This is a genomic window from Sphingobacterium sp. HMA12 (assembly GCF_002933815.1).
In the GTDB taxonomy this organism is placed as follows: Bacteria; Bacteroidota; Bacteroidia; order Sphingobacteriales; family Sphingobacteriaceae; genus Sphingobacterium.
Genome location: NZ_BEYR01000002.1, coordinates 217,527 through 235,686 on the forward strand (window position 1 = coordinate 217,527; position 18,160 = coordinate 235,686).

13 protein-coding genes are annotated in these 18,160 nt (G+C 41.8%); 6 read left to right on the forward strand and 7 right to left on the reverse strand.

The genetic code is table 11. The features are described from left to right. Positions 1-31 precede the first annotated feature (31 nt). From mfd to HMAT_RS14670, 5 genes are all read right to left on the reverse strand, one after another. Positions 32-3,370: a transcription-repair coupling factor gene (gene mfd / locus HMAT_RS14655; protein ID WP_104383608.1), complete on the reverse strand. Its 3,339-nt coding sequence runs from the start codon at positions 3,368-3,370 to the stop codon at positions 32-34. Between the two features lie 212 nt (positions 3,371-3,582). Then, complete coding sequence (locus HMAT_RS27590; RefSeq protein ID WP_262508767.1) at positions 3,583-3,714, reverse strand: hypothetical protein; 132 nt, start codon at positions 3,712-3,714, stop codon at positions 3,583-3,585. 2 nt (positions 3,715-3,716) lie between these two features. Further along, a complete protein-coding gene (locus HMAT_RS14660) occupies positions 3,717-4,301 on the reverse strand; it encodes a hypothetical protein (RefSeq protein WP_104383609.1) in 585 nt (194 codons plus the stop codon). A gap of 176 nt (positions 4,302-4,477) precedes the next feature. Beyond that, positions 4,478-5,770 carry an HAD-IB family phosphatase gene (locus HMAT_RS14665; RefSeq protein WP_104383610.1) on the reverse strand — a complete coding sequence of 431 codons (1,293 nt, stop codon included), beginning with the start codon at positions 5,768-5,770 and terminating at the stop codon, positions 4,478-4,480. A gap of 207 nt (positions 5,771-5,977) precedes the next feature. Further along, positions 5,978-6,949, reverse strand: a complete 972-nt coding sequence (locus HMAT_RS14670; protein WP_104383611.1) for an NAD-dependent epimerase/dehydratase family protein — start codon at positions 6,947-6,949, stop codon at positions 5,978-5,980. 108 nt (positions 6,950-7,057) lie between these two features. Between HMAT_RS14670 and HMAT_RS14675 the strand changes: the two genes are divergently transcribed. Further along, entirely contained in the window at positions 7,058-8,245 is a 1,188-nt protein-coding gene (locus tag HMAT_RS14675) for a formimidoylglutamase (RefSeq protein ID WP_104383612.1), read from the forward strand. 251 nt (positions 8,246-8,496) lie between these two features. Then, positions 8,497-9,819: a DNA recombination protein RmuC gene (gene rmuC / locus HMAT_RS14680; RefSeq protein WP_104383613.1), complete on the forward strand. Its 1,323-nt coding sequence runs from the start codon at positions 8,497-8,499 to the stop codon at positions 9,817-9,819. Positions 9,820-10,070: 251 nt separating this feature from the next. On the opposite strand, the gene HMAT_RS14685 is transcribed toward rmuC, so the two are convergent. After that, complete coding sequence (locus tag HMAT_RS14685) at positions 10,071-11,147, reverse strand: DUF4407 domain-containing protein (protein WP_104383614.1); 1,077 nt, start codon at positions 11,145-11,147, stop codon at positions 10,071-10,073. Positions 11,148-11,317: 170 nt separating this feature from the next. Here HMAT_RS14685 and HMAT_RS14690 point away from each other — a divergent pair, with 170 nt between their 5' ends. Together HMAT_RS14690 and HMAT_RS14695 are read left to right on the forward strand one after the other, a co-directional pair. Further along, positions 11,318-13,429, forward strand: a complete 2,112-nt coding sequence (locus tag HMAT_RS14690; protein ID WP_104383615.1) for a M3 family metallopeptidase — start codon at positions 11,318-11,320, stop codon at positions 13,427-13,429. A gap of 129 nt (positions 13,430-13,558) precedes the next feature. Further along, positions 13,559-13,879: a hypothetical protein gene (locus tag HMAT_RS14695; RefSeq protein ID WP_104383616.1), complete on the forward strand. Its 321-nt coding sequence runs from the start codon at positions 13,559-13,561 to the stop codon at positions 13,877-13,879. 140 nt (positions 13,880-14,019) lie between these two features. Here the strand turns inward: HMAT_RS14695 and HMAT_RS14700 are convergent, their stop codons facing one another. Then, positions 14,020-15,405 carry a nucleotide sugar dehydrogenase gene (locus tag HMAT_RS14700; protein ID WP_104383617.1) on the reverse strand — a complete coding sequence of 462 codons (1,386 nt, stop codon included), beginning with the start codon at positions 15,403-15,405 and terminating at the stop codon, positions 14,020-14,022. Positions 15,406-15,710: 305 nt separating this feature from the next. Between HMAT_RS14700 and dnaG the strand changes: the two genes are divergently transcribed. Then, positions 15,711-17,714, forward strand: a complete 2,004-nt coding sequence (gene dnaG / locus HMAT_RS14705) for a DNA primase (protein WP_104383618.1) — start codon at positions 15,711-15,713, stop codon at positions 17,712-17,714. 10 nt (positions 17,715-17,724) lie between these two features. Then, a complete protein-coding gene (locus tag HMAT_RS14710) occupies positions 17,725-18,081 on the forward strand; it encodes a YraN family protein (protein ID WP_104383619.1) in 357 nt (118 codons plus the stop codon). The last annotated feature ends 79 nt before the right edge of the window (positions 18,082-18,160 follow it).

Genomic DNA, 18,160 nt, shown 5'->3' on the forward strand with positions numbered 1-18,160 from the left:
AGATTTTATTATTGAGGAGAATCCAGCATACTTAAGATAACATCTGTTTGAGGAGGTTTAGCGCATAACTTATTGTATTTACATTGCTTAGCGCCAGGCGAAGCTGCCCTTTGACCTCTTTGAGATTGCTGATTTCAGGATGGGACTGTACAAAAGACAGCATCCGGCCAAATTGATCCGATTCGAAATAGCTTGATTTGGGGTTATTGACAAAATACCCCTTTAAAGTATTCTTCTTATACGATATCTTCTCGAACCCAATTGTTTTTCCAAACCATTGCAGGCGTAAAGTATTGAATAGTTCGAATACTTCGTGTGGAATAGGGCCAAAGCGGTCTTCGAGTTCTTTTTCAAATGCTGCCAGCTGTTGTTCATTTTCGAGTTTGGAAAGCTCCGTATAAAGATTATAGCGTTCGGTGATATTTGTGACGTACTCATCGGGGATTAATACTTCAAGATCTGTGTCTATTTGTGTAAAATTAACATATTTGCGCTCTTGTTCATCCGCAAATACCTCCGAGAATTCATCATCTTTAAGCTCCTGGATGGCTTCATCCAGGATTTTGTGGTACATTTCAAATCCAATTTCAGCGATAAAGCCCGATTGCTCACCACCCAATAAATTTCCTGAACCTCGAATATCCAAATCCCGCATCGCGACATTGAATCCGGACCCTAGTTCCGAGAATTCTTCAATAGCTGAAAGGCGTTTGTACGCTTCGGGTGTCAATGTCGACAGTGGAGGGCTCAATAGGTAACAGAATGCTTTTTTATTCGACCGACCGACACGGCCCCGCATTTGATGCAGGTCACTTAGCCCAAACATATGTGCATGGTTGATAATAATGGTGTTGGCATTCGGGATATCCAGACCCGCTTCAATAATTGTCGTTGCGATAAGTACGTCAAAGTCGTGGTTAATAAATTTGAGCATCACATCTTCCAATTCATCTCCCTCGAGCTGGCCATGGGCAACACCAACACGTGCTCCGGGAACGAGCTTGCGAATCAAATTGCCTAGCTGGGGCAGATCTGCTACACGGTTATGAATAAAGAAGACCTGCCCGCCCCGGTCGAGTTCATAACTGACCGCCTCGCCGATCAATGATTCATTAAAGACATGAAGCTCGGTCTGTACCGGTTGACGATTAGGAGGTGGTGTTGATATAATGCTTAGATCGCGTGCTCCCATCAAAGAGAAATGTAAGGTCCTTGGGATCGGAGTTGCAGTTAAGGTCAGCGAATCGACATTGGCGCGCATAGCCTTTAATTTCTCTTTAGCGGCAACACCAAATTTCTGCTCTTCATCAATAATCATCAAACCCAGATCTTTGAATTTGACATCCTTGCTCACCAGGCGATGCGTGCCGATGATGATATCTATTTTTCCTTCCGCAAGGCGCGCCAAGGTATCTTTGATCTGTTTGGTCGTTTTAAAACGGTTGATGTAGTCAATATTGCATGGAAGTCCTTTTAGGCGTTCAGTAAATGTACGATGATGTTGTAATGCCAGGATGGTAGTGGGGACCAATACAGCGACCTGCTTGCTATCTGCTACGGCTTTGAATGCCGCCCGTATGGCGACTTCTGTCTTTCCAAATCCGACATCACCACAGATCAACCGGTCCATTGGATGTGGCGATTCCATATCTTTTTTTACATCTGCTGTAGCCTTTTCCTGATCTGGGGTATCTTCATAGATAAACGATGCCTCCAGTTCATTCTGCAAATAGCTATCTGGAGAGAAGGCATTACCATGCTGAGCTTTCCGTTTGGCATAGAGCATAATCAGGTCGCGGGCAATATCCTTGACCTTCTTCTTGGTCGTTTTCTTTAATTTATCCCAGGCATCCGTACCAAGTTTGTTCATCTTCGGAACCGTACCCTCCTTGCCAGAATATTTTGAAATCCGGTTCAACGAGTTGATATTGACATAGAGCAGGTCATTGTCAGCATAGATCAGCCGGATCATCTCCTGAGATTTACCGTTGACATCGACCTTCTCCAGACCGCCATATCGGCCCACACCATGATCAATATGGGTGATAAAATCCCCGGGTTTGAGATCCCGTAAATCTTTCAGTGTAATCGCCTGCGAACGTTCGTAAGCTTTTTTCCGTTTGTATTTGTAATATCTGTCAAATATCTGATGATCCGTATAACAGGCCAATTTTATGCTATCGTCCCTAAAGCCTTCACGCAATGCTTTATGAATAGGGATAAAAGTAGCCGCTTTGTCAAGATCCTCTAATATTGTATAGATCCGCTCAACCTGTTTCGTTGAATCCGAAAAGATCAGATTCTGAATCCGATGGCTTTCATTTTCCTTGAAATTATGGATCAGCAGATTAAAGTCTTTGTTAAATGAGGGTTGTGGATGAATGTCAAACTTGAGGATGACTTCCCCCTTATAGAAAAACTGTTTTCCAAATTCTATGATCGGGAAATCAAAAAATAAAGCATTGAGGTTTTTCTCATCGGTAAATTCATACTCGGGATTATGCCAGTCAGGATTATCTTTCTTCTGTTTGTCCGTCAAGCTCAACCACAGTTGTTTTGCTTTTTTTAATCCATCCTTGACAATATCGAGGGTGAATTGGGCGTCTTTGATCCAGATGGAAGCCCCCTGATCGATATATTCCAGTAAAGAAATATGCTGCGAGGTCAGAAATTTGGCCTGGACATTCGGAACAATGGTAACCTTATGGATTTTATTGACCGAAAGCTGAGATTCAATATCAAATGTCCGAATGCTTTCGATATCATCGCCAAAGAATTCGATGCGGTAGGGAAGGTCGTTAGAGAAAGAAAAAATATCTACAATACCCCCTCGTATTGCAAATTGGCCGGGTTCATAGACAAAATCAACACGTTCAAAATCATACTCGATCAAAAACTCATTGATAAAATCGATACTTAGCGCTGTGTTTTCTGTTATCTCCAGCGTATTTTTCTCCAGATCGGTACGATTGATTACCTTCTCAGCAATCGCTTCGGGGTATGTGACCACCATCTTGGGCAATTCCGACGTATGATTGAGCGAACTTAATGTTTCTGCACGCTGTAATACATTTGCCGAATCCGTCTGTGTGAAATCAAAAGCTTTTCGGTAAGAAGAAGGGAAAAAAAGCACCTGCTTGTCCAGAAGGCTTTCCAGGTCACTTAAAAAGTAGGAGGCATCTTCGTGCGTCGGTAAAATAAAGACCATTGGACGCTCCTGCAATTTGTAAGAGGAGACGGCAATAAATGCATCCGAAGAACCGATGAGACCTTTCAGCTGAATCTTTGGATTTTTGGACTGCATAGCTTTTGTAAGCGACTGGACTGATTCGCTTTGGCTGTATTTTTCTAGTATTTCTTGAATTCCCACGAGCAAAAATTTCGAATAATTGCGAATTTAATTAAATCCTCTTAAGTATGTGGTATGTTGTGCTAAATTTTTTGGTAAAAACTTGTCAAGAAGTGAACTTTTGATATCCAGGCAAAAAGACGGTGCCATGAATTGCGGACGAACACGTTGTGGGGAAAAGAAGAGTTATGCTGCCAGTCCCTTAAGATTAGCCGTGGAGGCTCCTCAATGCGCTATTTTGCTAAGTGAAATGTATAGGCAAAGGCCAATAAGATTAAAAGAATCGCTAAATAGATTAATTTATACTGCTCGTAGGCAGTGACACGATAGGATCCGATTTTGACACGGTTTTTGCTGTTTCTCATGATTAATTTAGGTCGAGCTCAATTCGCTGTTCACTAATATAGCTTTTTAATGTTGTATTACCAAAAGCATGCAGGGTGTTTTGAAAATCTTCCCGATAATCGAACTGAAAATCCTCATGGAGTTTGTCATATTTACCGACAGCATGTTTAATACGGCCCGTGATATATTTATGCAATTTATGGGCTGCCGATTGATAGGAGGAATCAAATAGTCGCTCATAATCACCTATGACCCGGTGTAGGATATAAAAACGAAATTCAGCTTCACTGGTTTTGTCTTTGGTGACTTTCTCATGCTCATTCACCAAACCGCTTGCCTGTTTGACCAGCTTGCTCAATGCAATAAAATTGCTGTGATGTGGAGTATTGCCAATCTGACTTGTTCCAACGTCAAACAACTGAGCCAATTGCTTCCGCAATTTAGCGATACGTTCCTCCAGATCATATTCATTCTCCAACAATTGAAAATGCAATTGTTTCATCAGCATTTTGTCCTTACTGATCAGACGGACAAGTAATTTGTCTTTTTCTTTTTGAGGTAATTCAAGGACAGCTTTCTTTAACTCGGCATCTTGATGTAGGGACATAGGGCTTATTTAAAAATTATTTGTTATTAGAGATTAAAGAGCAAAGATGAAGAACTCCTGATTGTTCAGCTAATAGTCTGTTATCCTTGCTCTTTAATCCATATCTTATCCGTGTGCTCAATAGGTAGGCGGATGTTATCATCCTGATCCTACACTATAGATCAGCTGGTTGGTTGTTAATACAATATTCTAAACTTGATGGTGTTTTCAATCTGTTTCAATTGTTTTAATAGATCTTTATCATATTCGCCCTGGATATCTGTAACGGCATAGCCAATATCGCTTTTGGTCATTAAGAACTGTGCAACAATATTGATGTTGTTTTGTGCATAGACCTTATTGATCTGTGCCATAATACCCGGTACGTTTTTATGGATATGCAACAATCGTGTCACCTGTTTTACTTTTGGTAAAACCAGGTTCGGGAAATTGCGGCTGAGATAAGTGTCACCATTATTGATAAATTCGGCCATGCGACGTGGGATAAATTCCGAATTTTTCTTTTTATTTTTCTTATCATCAAACACAACAATTCCCTTGGCGTTGCAGATATCTTTGTTGATATGCCCCTTGATGTCGCCCAAATAACCGATTGTTTTTAATTTATCCGCCTGTTGAAGCTGATCATCGGTAATGTCTATATTGTCGCCTAACAACAGCATGCCGACATCTTTTACATATTTCTCTTCGAAGGTCTCTTTCGTACGGATCGAGAAGCCATCTCTTTTCAAAATATGGGCTGCAATCTCCGGAACATCCCCGACAATGAGGCAAAGGATACGATTTTTAGGATAAGAGATCGCACGTGGCAGATCATTTACATATAAGAATTCATCAAAGCTAGGCGTGATAAAATCCGCTTTTTCGGTCACACTTTTACGTTGGATGTTCTCTGTAAAAGCAAAGAATTTTTCGATCAGACCCGACTCTTTCAGCTGGAAATCCGAATAACCGTCACCGATACCAAAAAGCCTGCCCTCGATGTTCAGCTGTTTTAGCAGCTGTACCTTCCCGCCTTCATTCGATAAAGGATTCTCTTCATCAAAGCCGATGATATTGCCCTCCTCATCGAATCTAAATGTATTTGCGTAGATGTTCTCAGTTTTGATATGATATGGTGTCACTACAGGGGTGATAAATTCCTTAAAGCCACCAGAAACAATCCAGGCCGTATCTGAGTGTTTTTTGAAAAACTCGCGATTACGTGAGAAAGAAGTTGAAACTTTTTTCTTGAGGTGAGACACTAATTTATCCAAGTGGCTTTTGTTCGCATTCAGTAGTTTCACACGACCGGCCAAAGCTTCACGGAAGGAAAGTTTGCCCTCCATGGCAAGGTTAGTGTATCTTTCAATCTCATTGTAGATAGATTCACGATCAGGATGGTTTTCGAGTGAGATCCGGGCGAGCTCATCGAGTGCCTCTACTTGGGTAAATGTACTATCAAAATCAATGATGTAATAGTTTTTCATCTTAATTATTTGTTTTTTAGTGGTGATGAAACTATCATGGGCAACCTATCTATTTCCTCGGCAAGCGGCTGGGGCTTGAGATGGTTTCACAGGAATACTGTTTAACAAATGAAACAATCATAAACACGGAGGCTTAATTTTTAATCGGATAATTTGGTAAGCTCATGATGGGTTCAGGGTTCGGTTGTTTAATATTTTATATTGTTTTTACTGTTTGCTGTATAAATTTGCAATTTCTTTTAATGTTTGTTCCAAGGGGCGGTAACTGTGGTTCAGGAGTGACTGCACCTTCGCGTTGGAGTATTGTAGTTTAGCACTTGATGCAGCGGCCGTTTCTTTGGTCAGGGAAGAATCTGATTTTTTAAAAGCAGCTAAAATACCTGAAACTGTAGAAGCGATCTGGAGGAGCGTTTCTGAAACTTCAATCGTAGGCTCCGGCTTGTTCATCAGGACACTGGCCACACTGAGCAGATCTTTATTGGAGATGTTGAGGTGATTGATGATATAACGTTCAGCGGTAATTTCGCCTTTTTCCATCAACTGGATCATAATCGTCGCGACATCCTCGACATCAACTACACCGACACTTCCCTTTGGATAAAACTTCAATCCCTTATTGATCATCGCGAATATGGCCCCAGATCCCTTGTCTTTTGCGGCTGCCCCCAATATCACCGAAGGGTTCACAATAACGGCATCCAGTCCCTCCGTAATACCACGCCAAACTTCCATTTCCGCCTGATATTTAGAAAGTGAATAGTTGGAGGTTGTGGGGCTGTGCTCCCAATGGTCTTTTTCAGATACAGGTAAGTTGTCTTTGTTTGTACCCAATGCGGCGATTGAACTGACATGGAGCAGACGAATGTTTTTCGCTAAACAAAGATTGACAATATGAGCTGTGCCTTCTACATTGACCTTAAAGACTGATTTGGCATCTTTCTTCTGATAGGAGACCAGTGCGGCACAATGGTACACTTTGGTAACCCCTTCCAGGGCATCTTCCAGCTCAAAATAATTGCTGATATCTGCATCAATCCACTGTATCAATGATGAGGACGACAGGGTGGGCGGAATGGTCGATTGAGCTCTTTTGATGGCAATGACGTCAATTCCGCGGTCTATCAATTGTTTGATCAGCGTAGACCCTAAAAAACCTGTTCCTCCAGTTATTAATATCACTTGATAAAGATACTGTTAAAAATAATGTTTTCAAAAGTTAGTTAATAAATGGATATTTGTGTGAGTTGCATCCCGAAAAAATAAGATGTTTTAAACAAATTATAGCTTATGTCATCATTGTCCGTATTCTTCAGTCCGATCTCAATTGCAAGTATCTCTCCTGAGCATGGTTTCCTAAATTCCCAACTGGGGAATGTCATCCAGGCTTACGAAACTGATTTTCCTGCATGGGAGGAAAATGAACAGCCGCAATTGGCTATCGTCGGTGTACAGGAAGATCGGGCTTCGGTCAATAACAATGGAACGAACAGAGCCCCGGATGCCGTACGCAAGCATCTTTATACCCTCTATCAGGGGGATTATAAAATGAATATTGTAGATCTCGGAAATATAAAAGCGGGTAATACTATTCAGGATACCTACGTTGCCTTAAAATCAGTGGTCGAAGAGTTGGTGAAAGCCAATATCCTCCCGGTTATTATTGGTGGCGGACAGGATTTGACCTATGCACAATACCTGGGGTACCAGAATTTGGAACGGAAGATTGAACTTGCCATTGTGGATGCACGTTTCGATCTCAATCAGGAAGAAGCCGAAAATGTCAGTCTCAATTCCAGGTCTTATGTCAATCACATTATTCTACATCAGCCCGATTACCTATTCAACCTGAATTCTATTGCTTACCAGACCTACCTTGTCAGTAAAGAATCCATCAACATGTACGACAAATTGTTTTTCAATGCAACCCGCGTGGGCATGATCGCAGGTAGGATGGATCAGTCCGAACCACTTATCCGAGCGGCTGATATGATCAGCTTTGACATTGGAGCCATCCGTGCTTCGGAAGCGCCGGGCAACGCCAATGCAATTCCAAATGGGTTGTATGGGGACGAAGCCTGCCAGCTCGCACGCTACGCAGGCATGTCGGATAAATGTACTTCTATCGGCTTCTATGAACTGAATCCAACATTTGACCCGATGGAACAGACCGCCATGTTGGTGTCACAGATGATCTGGTGTTTTATTGATGGCTATTATAACCGCAAGCAAGACACACCATTGTATCCCAAATCATCCTATATTATTTATCGTACCACACTTGAAAATGAGGAACATGAATTGGTTTTTGTGAAAAGTAAGAAGTCTGACCGTTGGTGGATACAAGTACCTTATTTTGGCTCAAAATCTGTCAATGAACGGTACTATCTTGTGCCATGCCGCTATGAAGATTATCAACTCGCCGTTTCCGGAGAGATGCCCGATCTGTGGTGGAAGACCCATCAAAAGCTGCAATAAGCGATAGTAAATGACGGATCACTTGTCATGAAATGACTAAATCATGGGATGTCCCATGTCCATATGCAGTGATACGGGAGTGATTGAAGCGTTCCCGAATTATAAGGGCATATATGCATTGGTCAAAATGGGGTACGATCGCGCAAAACGATCAATGTATACTTCCGTCGGAACTTAAAGTATTCAAAAATTTCAATAACAGTTACACGGTGACAAAAGCCAGAAGCTGTTATTCTCGTAAAATATAAATCATGGAAATATTTTTCTTTGCAGGAATTGTCTTGTTGTTGGTCATTTTGATCATATTGGTGTTGAAAAGAAATGGTGCTCCTGCCGTCGATGTTGGTCAGAATAAAGAAGTGGAGACGCTAAAAATAGAACTGGCGCGTTCGCAGCAACGGGAGCAAAGTTTGCTCGAAGAACGTTTAATGCTAAGAAATGAATTAGATAAAGAGCGCGAGAGTGTATTGGTCGCTGAGCGCTCGCTGGAAAGTACACGTTCATTCTATGAGGCTCAATTGGATAAATTTCAGGAACAAAAAAATGAAATAGCTGAAATAAAGAGACAGTTTAACAATGAATTTCAAGTAATCGCCAATAAAATATTGGAAGAGAAAACGCAGAAATTTACCGAAACAAACCACCGTTCACTCGGCCTGATCCTGGATCCCTTAAAGGAAAAAATCAAGCTGTTTGAAGAGAAGGTAGATAAAAATTACAATCAGGAAGCGGCCGAACGAAATTCGCTGAAAGGTGTCGTGCTGCAGCTGGTCGAACAGAGTCTCAAGATTAAGGATGAAGCTAATAGCCTCACCAAAGCGTTAAAAGGAGATACGAAAAAGCAGGGAAATTGGGGGGAAGTGATTTTGGAAAGAGTCCTGGAACGTTCGGGACTGATGAAAGACCGTGAATTTAGGCTACAGGTCTCCCTGATGGATGCCGAAGGGCGGAGAATGCAGCCCGATGCGATTATTGATCTTCCCGAAGATAAACATCTTATCGTGGATTCTAAAGTTTCCCTGATTGCTTACGAGCGTTGGGTAAATGCCGAGACTGACGAAGACCGTGCGATTTTCGCGAAGCAACATGTACAGTCCGTCGAAAATCACGTGAAAGAACTTTCCGCCAAAAACTACCATGAGCTATATGGGATAGAATCGCCGGAATTTGTCCTGTTGTTTATGCCGATTGAATCCGCATTGAGCATGTCCGTCGCAGAAAAACCGGATCTATTCAGCGATGCTTGGGACCGTAAGGTCGTTATCGTGAGCCCTTCGACGCTGCTGGCGACATTGCGTACCATCGCCAGTATATGGAAGCAAGAACGCCAGACGCGCAATGTGATTGAAATTGCCAAAGAAGCAGGAAGTTTGTACGATAAGTTTGTGAGCTTTCTGACAGATATGGAGCAGGTTCAAAATCAGCTGGAACGCGCATTAAAAAGCCATGAGGATGCGACCAAAAAGCTGTCTACGGGGGCGGGAAATGTCATCGGAAAAGTCGAGAAGCTGAAGCGTTTGGGCGCAAAGGCGAATAAGCAGATCGATGTTAAATTTCTGGACGAAGATGAATAATTAAGCCCTCGTGTCCGACAGGTTTTGTAGGCATAACGACAAAGATTGAAGAGCTGAGCATAAAAGCGCTTGGCTTCTTGCAGATGAGCTCTTCAATCCTCAATCTAAAGTCGTAAGCCGAAGGCTTGTACCTATTAAAGTCTCAGTACTCATATTTCCATAGTAATAGATAAAGCAATAAAGCAAGCTCACTTATAAGCCGTAGGCTTGTACCCACTAAAGTCTCAATACTCACTACTAACTACTTAATACTAAAAATCCTTCATGCGTTTGTTGATCGAAACATCCACATAAGTATCCTTTAGACGATCAACAGCCTCTTTCTCCACAACGAGATTGGTATCCGATTCGTAATCATGTAAGGTTCTTAGATTCTGAATTTCGTTATCATAGGGATCGCGTCCGGCCAACAGTTTGACAATAACAGGAAGACATTCCAGAAACACAAAGAGCAGCGCGATAAAGAATACCGCATTCGCATTGGATTCATTGACTTTACCATTCGCATCGTAGCGCAGATTGCCCAGGGCCGAATTGCGATCAGCGAAACCCGCAACGTTCACGGCGCTGTCCAGAGAAGCATTTGACAAAACTTTTTGATCCAATATCCCTTCAAATTTTTGCTTTTGGCGGATAGCATTTTGTTGTCCTGTTATTTTGTTGCGGAGCGTGTCCAGATAAGCTTCTTTCTTCTTAAGATCTTCTTCCTTCATTTTAGCATAAGGGCCATAACCCATCACGCCCGATGTCTCCGTGGTTTTATTGCCATAGATTTCATAATTCAATTTGGTGCGGTCGGTCTTGATACTAGATTCCAGTGAATCGCGTTCTACACTTATCGCCTTTAATTGATTGACCTCATTGCTGTATTTTTTGTTGAATGTACTATTGAGGGTGTCGATCTTTGCGCGCTGGTCGGCAAGGTAACGTACACGTAAATTCTCGCGGATCTCTTTGTCGAAAATTTTTAGTTCCAAAGGCCGGGAAATGACTAAACCGATTAAAATAGCCAGTAGAATACGGGGCAGTGCCTGCAAGAGTTGCATCCAGCCACCTTTTGATTTGTTGATACTCAATACGATATATCGATCCATATTGAATATTGCCAGACCCCAAATAATGCCAAATACGATGGCCAGCAACCAGTCCAATGTTCCCCCACTAAACACGAAATACATGGCATAGCCGCCGGAAAGACTGGCAAACAGCCCTGTAAAAAAAATAGTAGCACCTATGGCTGTGTACTTACTATGCTCCTCCGGATACTTTTCAAGAGTTTCTTGATGTACACCTGCACATCTCCAAAAGAAACGGTTAATAGCGCTCATTAAAATATTTTTACCCAAATTGACAGATTATTTTTAACAAGGTTTACGAATAAGTTTTTGTTTTACAATAGGATGACGGTTTATTTGCTCGCTTGCGATGCAAAGAAGAGGGCTCCCGTATTTGCCTAATTTTATTATCTTTGAAAAAAAATCAGGAATAATCAGACGATATGAAGAAAAGACAACTTTTGCCATTTATAATGATAGTGGCAACTGCATTTGTTGGTTGTGAGGAAAAAAAAATGATGACAGATAATCCTCTTTTATTAGCCTATGAAACGCCCTTTAATGTTCCACCATTTGACAAGATCAAAACTGAACATTTTAGACCTGCCTTTGAAGAGGCAATAAAAGTACATAATCTGGAGATTGACACCATTGTCAATAACTCCGATAAAGCGACTTTCCAAAATACGATAGTAGCCCTTGAAAATGCAGGAAGCTTGTTAAACAGTGTATCTACTGTATTTCATAACCTAAATAGCGCAAATACCAATGATAGCATTCAGGCAATTGCGAAAGATTTGGCGCCAATATTGTCAAGTCATTCCGATGAAATTTCGATGAATTCCAAGCTATTTGATAAAATCAAAACAGTCTGGAACAGCCGTAATACACTTGGTTTGGATTCACAGGACAATAAGCTTTTGGAAGAGACCTACAAGAGCTTTGTACGTTCTGGTGCAAATCTGAAGGATGCTGATAAAGAAAAAATGAAAAAGATCAATGCCGAACTTTCGACATTGACAACACAGTTTGGCCAGAACCTATTGGCTGAAACCAATGCCTACCAGCTAGTAGTAGATTCAGCAAGCCAATTGGAAGGCCTGCCTGAATCATTGAAAACAGCTGCCGCCGAAGAAGCCGTTAACAAAGGTAAAAAGGACAAATGGGTATTTACCTTACAAAATCCTTCAATCATGCCTTTCCTGCAGTATGCAAAAAATCGTGAGCTGAGAAAGCAGATCTGGGAGGCATATCAAATGCGCGGTAACCATGATAACATCAATGATAATAAAGAAATCATTCAGAAAATTGTTAATCTTCGTCTTCAAAAGGCAAAACTATTAGGTTATGCCTCACATGCAGCCTATGTGCTTGAGGAATCCATGGCCAAAACACCTGAAAATGTATATGCATTATTAAATAAGTTATGGACACCGGCCTTGGCGAAAGCAAAAGGTGAAGAAGCCGATATCGCCAATGAAATTAAAGCTGAGGGGGGGACTTTTGCTGTTGCACCTTACGATTGGAGGTATTATACAGAGATTATCCGCAAAAAACGCTTTGCATTGGATGAAGATGAAATAAAACCCTACTTGAGCCTACCAGCAGTACGTGAAGGCGCTTTTGCTGTAGCAAATAAATTATATGGTCTGACATTCGTTGCCTTAAACAACGTGCCAACTTACCATAAGGAAGTAGAGGTGTACGAAGTGAAAGACAAAGATGGTTCACATCTGGGACTTTTGTATGCGGATTTCTTTCCGCGTGAATCGAAACGTGGTGGTGCATGGATGACTTCTTACCGCGATCAATCCACAAAAGATGGTAAACGTGTTGCACCGGTAATTTCTATCGTATGTAATTTCACAAAACCTGTCGGAAAAAATCCAGCATTACTGACTTTTGATGAGGCAACCACACTATTCCACGAATTTGGGCATGCCTTACATGGTCTGCTTTCCAATGTGCGGTACAGATCAATGGCGGGTACCTCGGTGCCACGCGATTTTGTGGAATTACCATCACAGGTCATGGAAAATTGGGCCGCGGATCCAGAAGTATTAAAAACCTATGCAAAACATTTTAAGACCAAAGAGGCCATGCCAGACTCCTTGATTCAGAAAATGGAAAAAGCAGGAACCTTTGATCAAGGCTTCGCGACAGTAGAATATCTTTCGGCAGCATTGCTCGATATGGATTATCATGCCACGACCAAAGAAATTTCGAAAGATGTCAATGGATTTGAAAAATCGGCAATGAAGAAAATAGGTATTATTGATGCAATTATTCCGCGTTATAGAAGCACTTATTTTCAACATATCTTTGCTGGAGGTTATTCAGCAGGTTACTATGCGTATATCTGGTCAGAAGTATTAGACTCTGATGCTTTTGCAGCCTTTAAGGAAAAATCGCTGTACGATAAAGCAACAGCGGATTCATTCCGTAAGAATATACTTGAAAAAGGAGGGACAGATGATCCCGCAAAAATGTACCGTATCTTTAGAGGAGCAGATCCAGATCCGAAATATTTATTGAAAAAAAGAGGATTGAATTAATCCCATATGAAACAAAAAAAGGAGATATAAAAAAATATATCTCCTTTTTTTGTTTAAATACTTGTTATTCTAAAAACAATGCTTACATTTGAATATTATTTATAATGAGTCTAAATAAATATGTATAGTATGTGTGATACCAAGATCCTAAGTCAACGCGGAGATACCCACATAAGTGTTTGCCATAAGTGCAGAACATATTATATCTGGCAGCAAAGTTTTGTACTGACATTTACGCAGAATAAGTTTTTCGATTTTCTGAACATTATTAAGAGTAATGGTGATGAACTATTCTTCAGTACATTCCCGGATGGGGAGTTTCGTTTGATCATGAAAACACCCTATCCTGACATCGTTTTCTCCTTTGATGAAGAACAATGGCAAAACTTTAGGGATGCTTTACAGGAATCGTATTACATGAATGAAGTTTATGGCATGTTAAACAATTAAGATAAAAAGTCCTGTTGCTTCGCTTGTGTTTCATCTCTCTTTCCTTATGCGTTGCTAACAGGCACAAACAAAACCCTCAGAGCTATCTGTATCAAGATACAGGTAGCTACTGAGGGTTCTTCTTTATTATCAGGTTAGGGTTATTCCCCAATCGCGTAGTATTTAAAATCTAGATCTTCAAGTTGCTTCCGGTTCAGTAGTTTTCGCCCGTCGAATACGAAAGCTGGTTTCTTCATTTCATCCTTGATCTTTTTCCAGTCATAGGTTTTGAATTCATCCCATTCGGTTAATACCGCTACGGCATGTGCATCATCACAGGCTTCATAAGGAGTATTGACCACTTTGACCAGCGTCCTGTTTTCTTCCGATGAGCGGGTGTTCAGATAGTCCAGGTCAGCGTAAATACGTTCTGCAGATACCTTAGGGTCGTATACCGTAATTTCGGCCTGTTCATTTAATAGATAGTCGGCTACATAGATTGCTGCTGATTCACGGGTATCATTGGTGTCTTTTTTAAATGCCCAGCCCAAAAAAGCAATCTTTTTTCCCGATACAGTATTGTACAGCGTTTGGATGATATTGTCGGCAAAGCGGTGTTTTTGATAATCATTCATTATGATGACCTGATCCCAGTATTCGGCAACTTCCGTAAGCCCATAGCTACGCGCGATATAAACAAGATTCAGAATGTCTTTCTGGAAACAAGATCCCCCAAAGCCAACCGATGCTTTTAGGAATTTGGAACCAATACGAGTGTCCATGCCAATGGCTCTGGCCACTTCATCTACATTAGCGCCCGTTTTTTCACAAAGCGCCGAGATGGAGTTGATCGAAGAGACCCGTTGCGCCAGAAAAGCATTTGCGGTCAATTTAGAGAGCTCAGAAGACCATAAGTTAGTAGTCAAGATTCTGCTGTGATCTACCCAGTGCGCATAGATATCCACTAAAGCCGCAATTGCTTCCTCATGCTCACCGCCGATCAGCACACGGTCCGGATTGATCAAATCTTGTATTGCAGTTCCTTCAGCCAAGAATTCAGGATTGGATAGAATGTGAAAATTTACACCATTGCCCGTATTATCAAGAATACTTTTCAAAGCGGCGGCAGTACGTACAGGAAGTGTGGATTTTTCAACGACAATTTTGTCATCTTTGGCGACTGCCGCAATCTGGCGTGCACATAGTTCGATATATTTTAAATCTGCTGCCATTCCTTTCCCTTTCCCGTAATTCTTGGTCGGGGTATTGACAGAAATAAAAATCATATCAGCCTCATCAATAGCTTTGTTGATATCGGTTGAGAAAAACAGATTGCGATCTCTTGCCTCGGCAACGATTTCTTGCAGGCCGGGTTCATAAACAGGAAGATTTTCTAGGTTTTGATCATTCCAGGCGGCGATACGTTCCGCATTCATGTCGACAATGGTGATCTCGATGTGAGGACATTGCTTGGCAACTACAGACATCGTTGGCCCGCCCACATAACCCGCTCCTATACAGCATATTTTCTTGATAGTTTTACTCATTTTGATTATCTTAATCAGCTATAAATTGAAGAACAAATGTAAAGAATTCGAAATTGTTTTTTGTCGATAAAAGTCAATATTTCGTCGCAAAGCTATAAAATACAAATTTATAGGTCATATAACCTGCGAATGGAACCTTTGTGCCGCCCGTCCGCCAGATCGATGGGGAATACTCAGGTCGACAGCACGAAAAATCTCTTTTTCCCGGTTTGAATACGCAGGAATTGAGGTGGCATAAATAATTGGATTGAGACTGAAATCTATCAGATTTATACTAATTTTACATTAAAAATAGGAGCAGGGTTTTGATAAAGCAAGAGGTTATTGATAAAGTACTGGAAACGGCACGGATAGAGGAAGTGGTGGGTGACTTCGTTGATTTAAAGAAGCGTGGCACTTCCTTGATCGGAAACTGTCCATTTCACCACGAAAAAACACCATCGTTTCACGTTTCTGTCTCAAAAGGTATCTACAAATGTTTCGGTTGCGGTGTTGGGGGCGATTCACTCAAGTTTGTCATGGAACTGGAGAAGTTTTCCTATCCCGAAGCAATCCGTTATCTGGCAGATAAATATTCCATTGAGATCGAAGAAGTTGAGCGCTCTCCGGCGCAGTTAGCAGCACAGGATAAGCGTGAAAGCCTCTATGTCTTGAGTGCCTGGGCAGGTAAATTTTTCGTGGAGCAACTCTGGAAAAGTGAAATGGGGCAGGTCATCGGACTGAACTATTTCAAAGAACGGGGATACCGTGAGGATATCATCAAGAAATTCGAACTCGGCTATTCGCCCGAAGAATGGACCGCACTAGTTGATAAAGCACAGGAAGCAGGGTTCCATCCGGATTACCTTGCAGCGAGTGGGCTTGCCATTGAGCGTGACGACAAATCCCTCTACGATCGCTTTAGGGGACGTGTTATGTTCCCTATTCATAACTTGACCGGACGTATTATCGGGTTTGGTGGACGGACGCTAAAGACCGACAAAAAGGTCGCCAAATATGTGAACTCCCCCGAAAGCGAGATCTATCATAAATCAGATGTTCTCTACGGCTTGAATTTTGCCAAAAAGGCAATCATGGAAGAGGATAACTGCTACCTCGTTGAAGGTTATGCAGACGTCCTATCTGTACATCAGGCAGGTGTTGAAAATGTGGTTTCTTCTTCGGGAACTTCCCTGACGACAGGTCAGATCAAATTGATCTCCCGGTTTACGAAAAATGTAACCATACTTTATGATGGCGACGAAGCCGGTATAAAGGCTTCCCTGCGCGGGACCGATATGTTATTGGAAGAAGGTCTGAATGTGAAGGTATTGCTCTTCCCAGATGGAAATGATCCAGATTCCTATGTGCAAAAGTTTGGAGCCACAGCCTTTAAAGACTATGTGAAATCCCGCCAGCAGGATTTTATCTTCTATAAAACAAGTATTTTGCTTCGTGACGCCAACAACGATCCGATAAAAAGGGCCGAAGTCATCCGTGATGTGGTGGAGAGTATTGCTTTGATTCCGGATGAAATTAAAGTCTCGGTATTTATTCGTGAATGTAGCAATTTATTGGATATTGAGGAACGCATCTTGCTCGCAGAGCTGAATAAAATAAGGCTAAATAAAGCAAAGAAGGCAGATAAAGATGCCAACCGCAAAGCGCAGAATAGCCCGGCAAATACGGGAATGCCGCCCTTTGGAATGGATGGGCCACCACCGGATTTCTTTATGACGGATGATGAACGTGGGAGCGTGCCGGCCATGGAGGCTACAGCGGAGCCCACGCAGCTGACAGCTGAGATTCTGCAGGAACGGGAAATCGTCCGCATCCTGATCAACTACGGTGACTATCTGGCGACTTGGGAAGGCGATGGCGACATTCCGGTTGCAGGCGTTTTATTAGGGAACATCGGCGATATCGAATTTAAAGATAAGGCCGCTGCATTTATTCTAAAAGCTTATCGGGATGCCGCTGAAAACTATGAAATCCCAGATGCAAAATTATTTTATTCCAATCCTGATGCTGCTGTTTCCGAACTGGCGATCAATTGCGTCGCAACAAAATATTCGCTCAGCGAAAACTGGAACGACGATAAACGTAAGATCTATGTAAGCCAGGAGTATGAACATCTTAAAAAATTGGTTGTCGAAGCCATCTATCGGATAAAAAAGCAAAAAATCGGAGCCGAAATGCACCATATTCGCGAAGAAATGAAGCAAGAACAGGATGTTGCTAATTTGGAAGTACTTATCTTTAAGTACCAAAAGCTCAAAGAAGCAGAGCGGCTTTTGGGCGGATTTTTGGGTAATACAATCGTAAAGTAACTCGGATGATATGGCGAAACATCTTGAAATAGGAATACAGGGCGAACAATTGGCCATGGAATATCTGATCAAGATGGGCTATAAAATAGTGTTAAGAAATTGGCGATTTAAGAATTTAGAAGTAGATTTGATCGTCATGGATGGGGATACACTGGTATTCGTGGAGGTGAAAACAAGATCGAGGACAGATTTTGGTGAACCCTATGAATTTGTGGATACCCGCAAACAACGGCGACTGATTCGTGCAGCTCAAGCCTATATCTTGAAATATGCCTATGTAGGTGAAGTGAGGTTTGATGTCGTGGCTTTGACACATGGTACGCATTCGGAACTAACTTATATAAAAGATGCTTTTTGGGATAGTTGATCATAGCATTTAGGTATTGGACTGAGGTAGGCGACCCTGGCCTCATAGGCTGTCGGTTACGCGGAGTTTCTGGTTTCGA

Bases quoted from the DNA above. Each gene is read 5' to 3' on its own strand.
- HMAT_RS27590 (WP_262508767.1), bottom strand. From the start codon at position 3,714: ATGAGAAACAGCAAAAACCGTGTCAAAATCGGATCCTATCGTGTCACT.
- HMAT_RS14660 (WP_104383609.1), bottom strand. From the start codon at position 4,301: ATGTCCCTACATCAAGATGCCGAGTTAAAGAAAGCTGTCCTTGAATTA.
- HMAT_RS14665 (WP_104383610.1), bottom strand. From the start codon at position 5,770: ATGAAAAACTATTACATCATTGATTTTGATAGTACATTTACCCAAGTA.
- HMAT_RS14675 (WP_104383612.1), top strand. From the start codon at position 7,058: ATGTCATCATTGTCCGTATTCTTCAGTCCGATCTCAATTGCAAGTATC.
- rmuC (WP_104383613.1), top strand. From the start codon at position 8,497: ATGGAAATATTTTTCTTTGCAGGAATTGTCTTGTTGTTGGTCATTTTG.
- HMAT_RS14685 (WP_104383614.1), bottom strand. From the start codon at position 11,147: ATGAGCGCTATTAACCGTTTCTTTTGGAGATGTGCAGGTGTACATCAA.
- HMAT_RS14690 (WP_104383615.1), top strand. From the start codon at position 11,318: ATGAAGAAAAGACAACTTTTGCCATTTATAATGATAGTGGCAACTGCA.
- HMAT_RS14695 (WP_104383616.1), top strand. From the start codon at position 13,559: ATGTGTGATACCAAGATCCTAAGTCAACGCGGAGATACCCACATAAGT.
- HMAT_RS14700 (WP_104383617.1), bottom strand. From the start codon at position 15,405: ATGAGTAAAACTATCAAGAAAATATGCTGTATAGGAGCGGGTTATGTG.
- HMAT_RS14710 (WP_104383619.1), top strand. From the start codon at position 17,725: ATGGCGAAACATCTTGAAATAGGAATACAGGGCGAACAATTGGCCATG.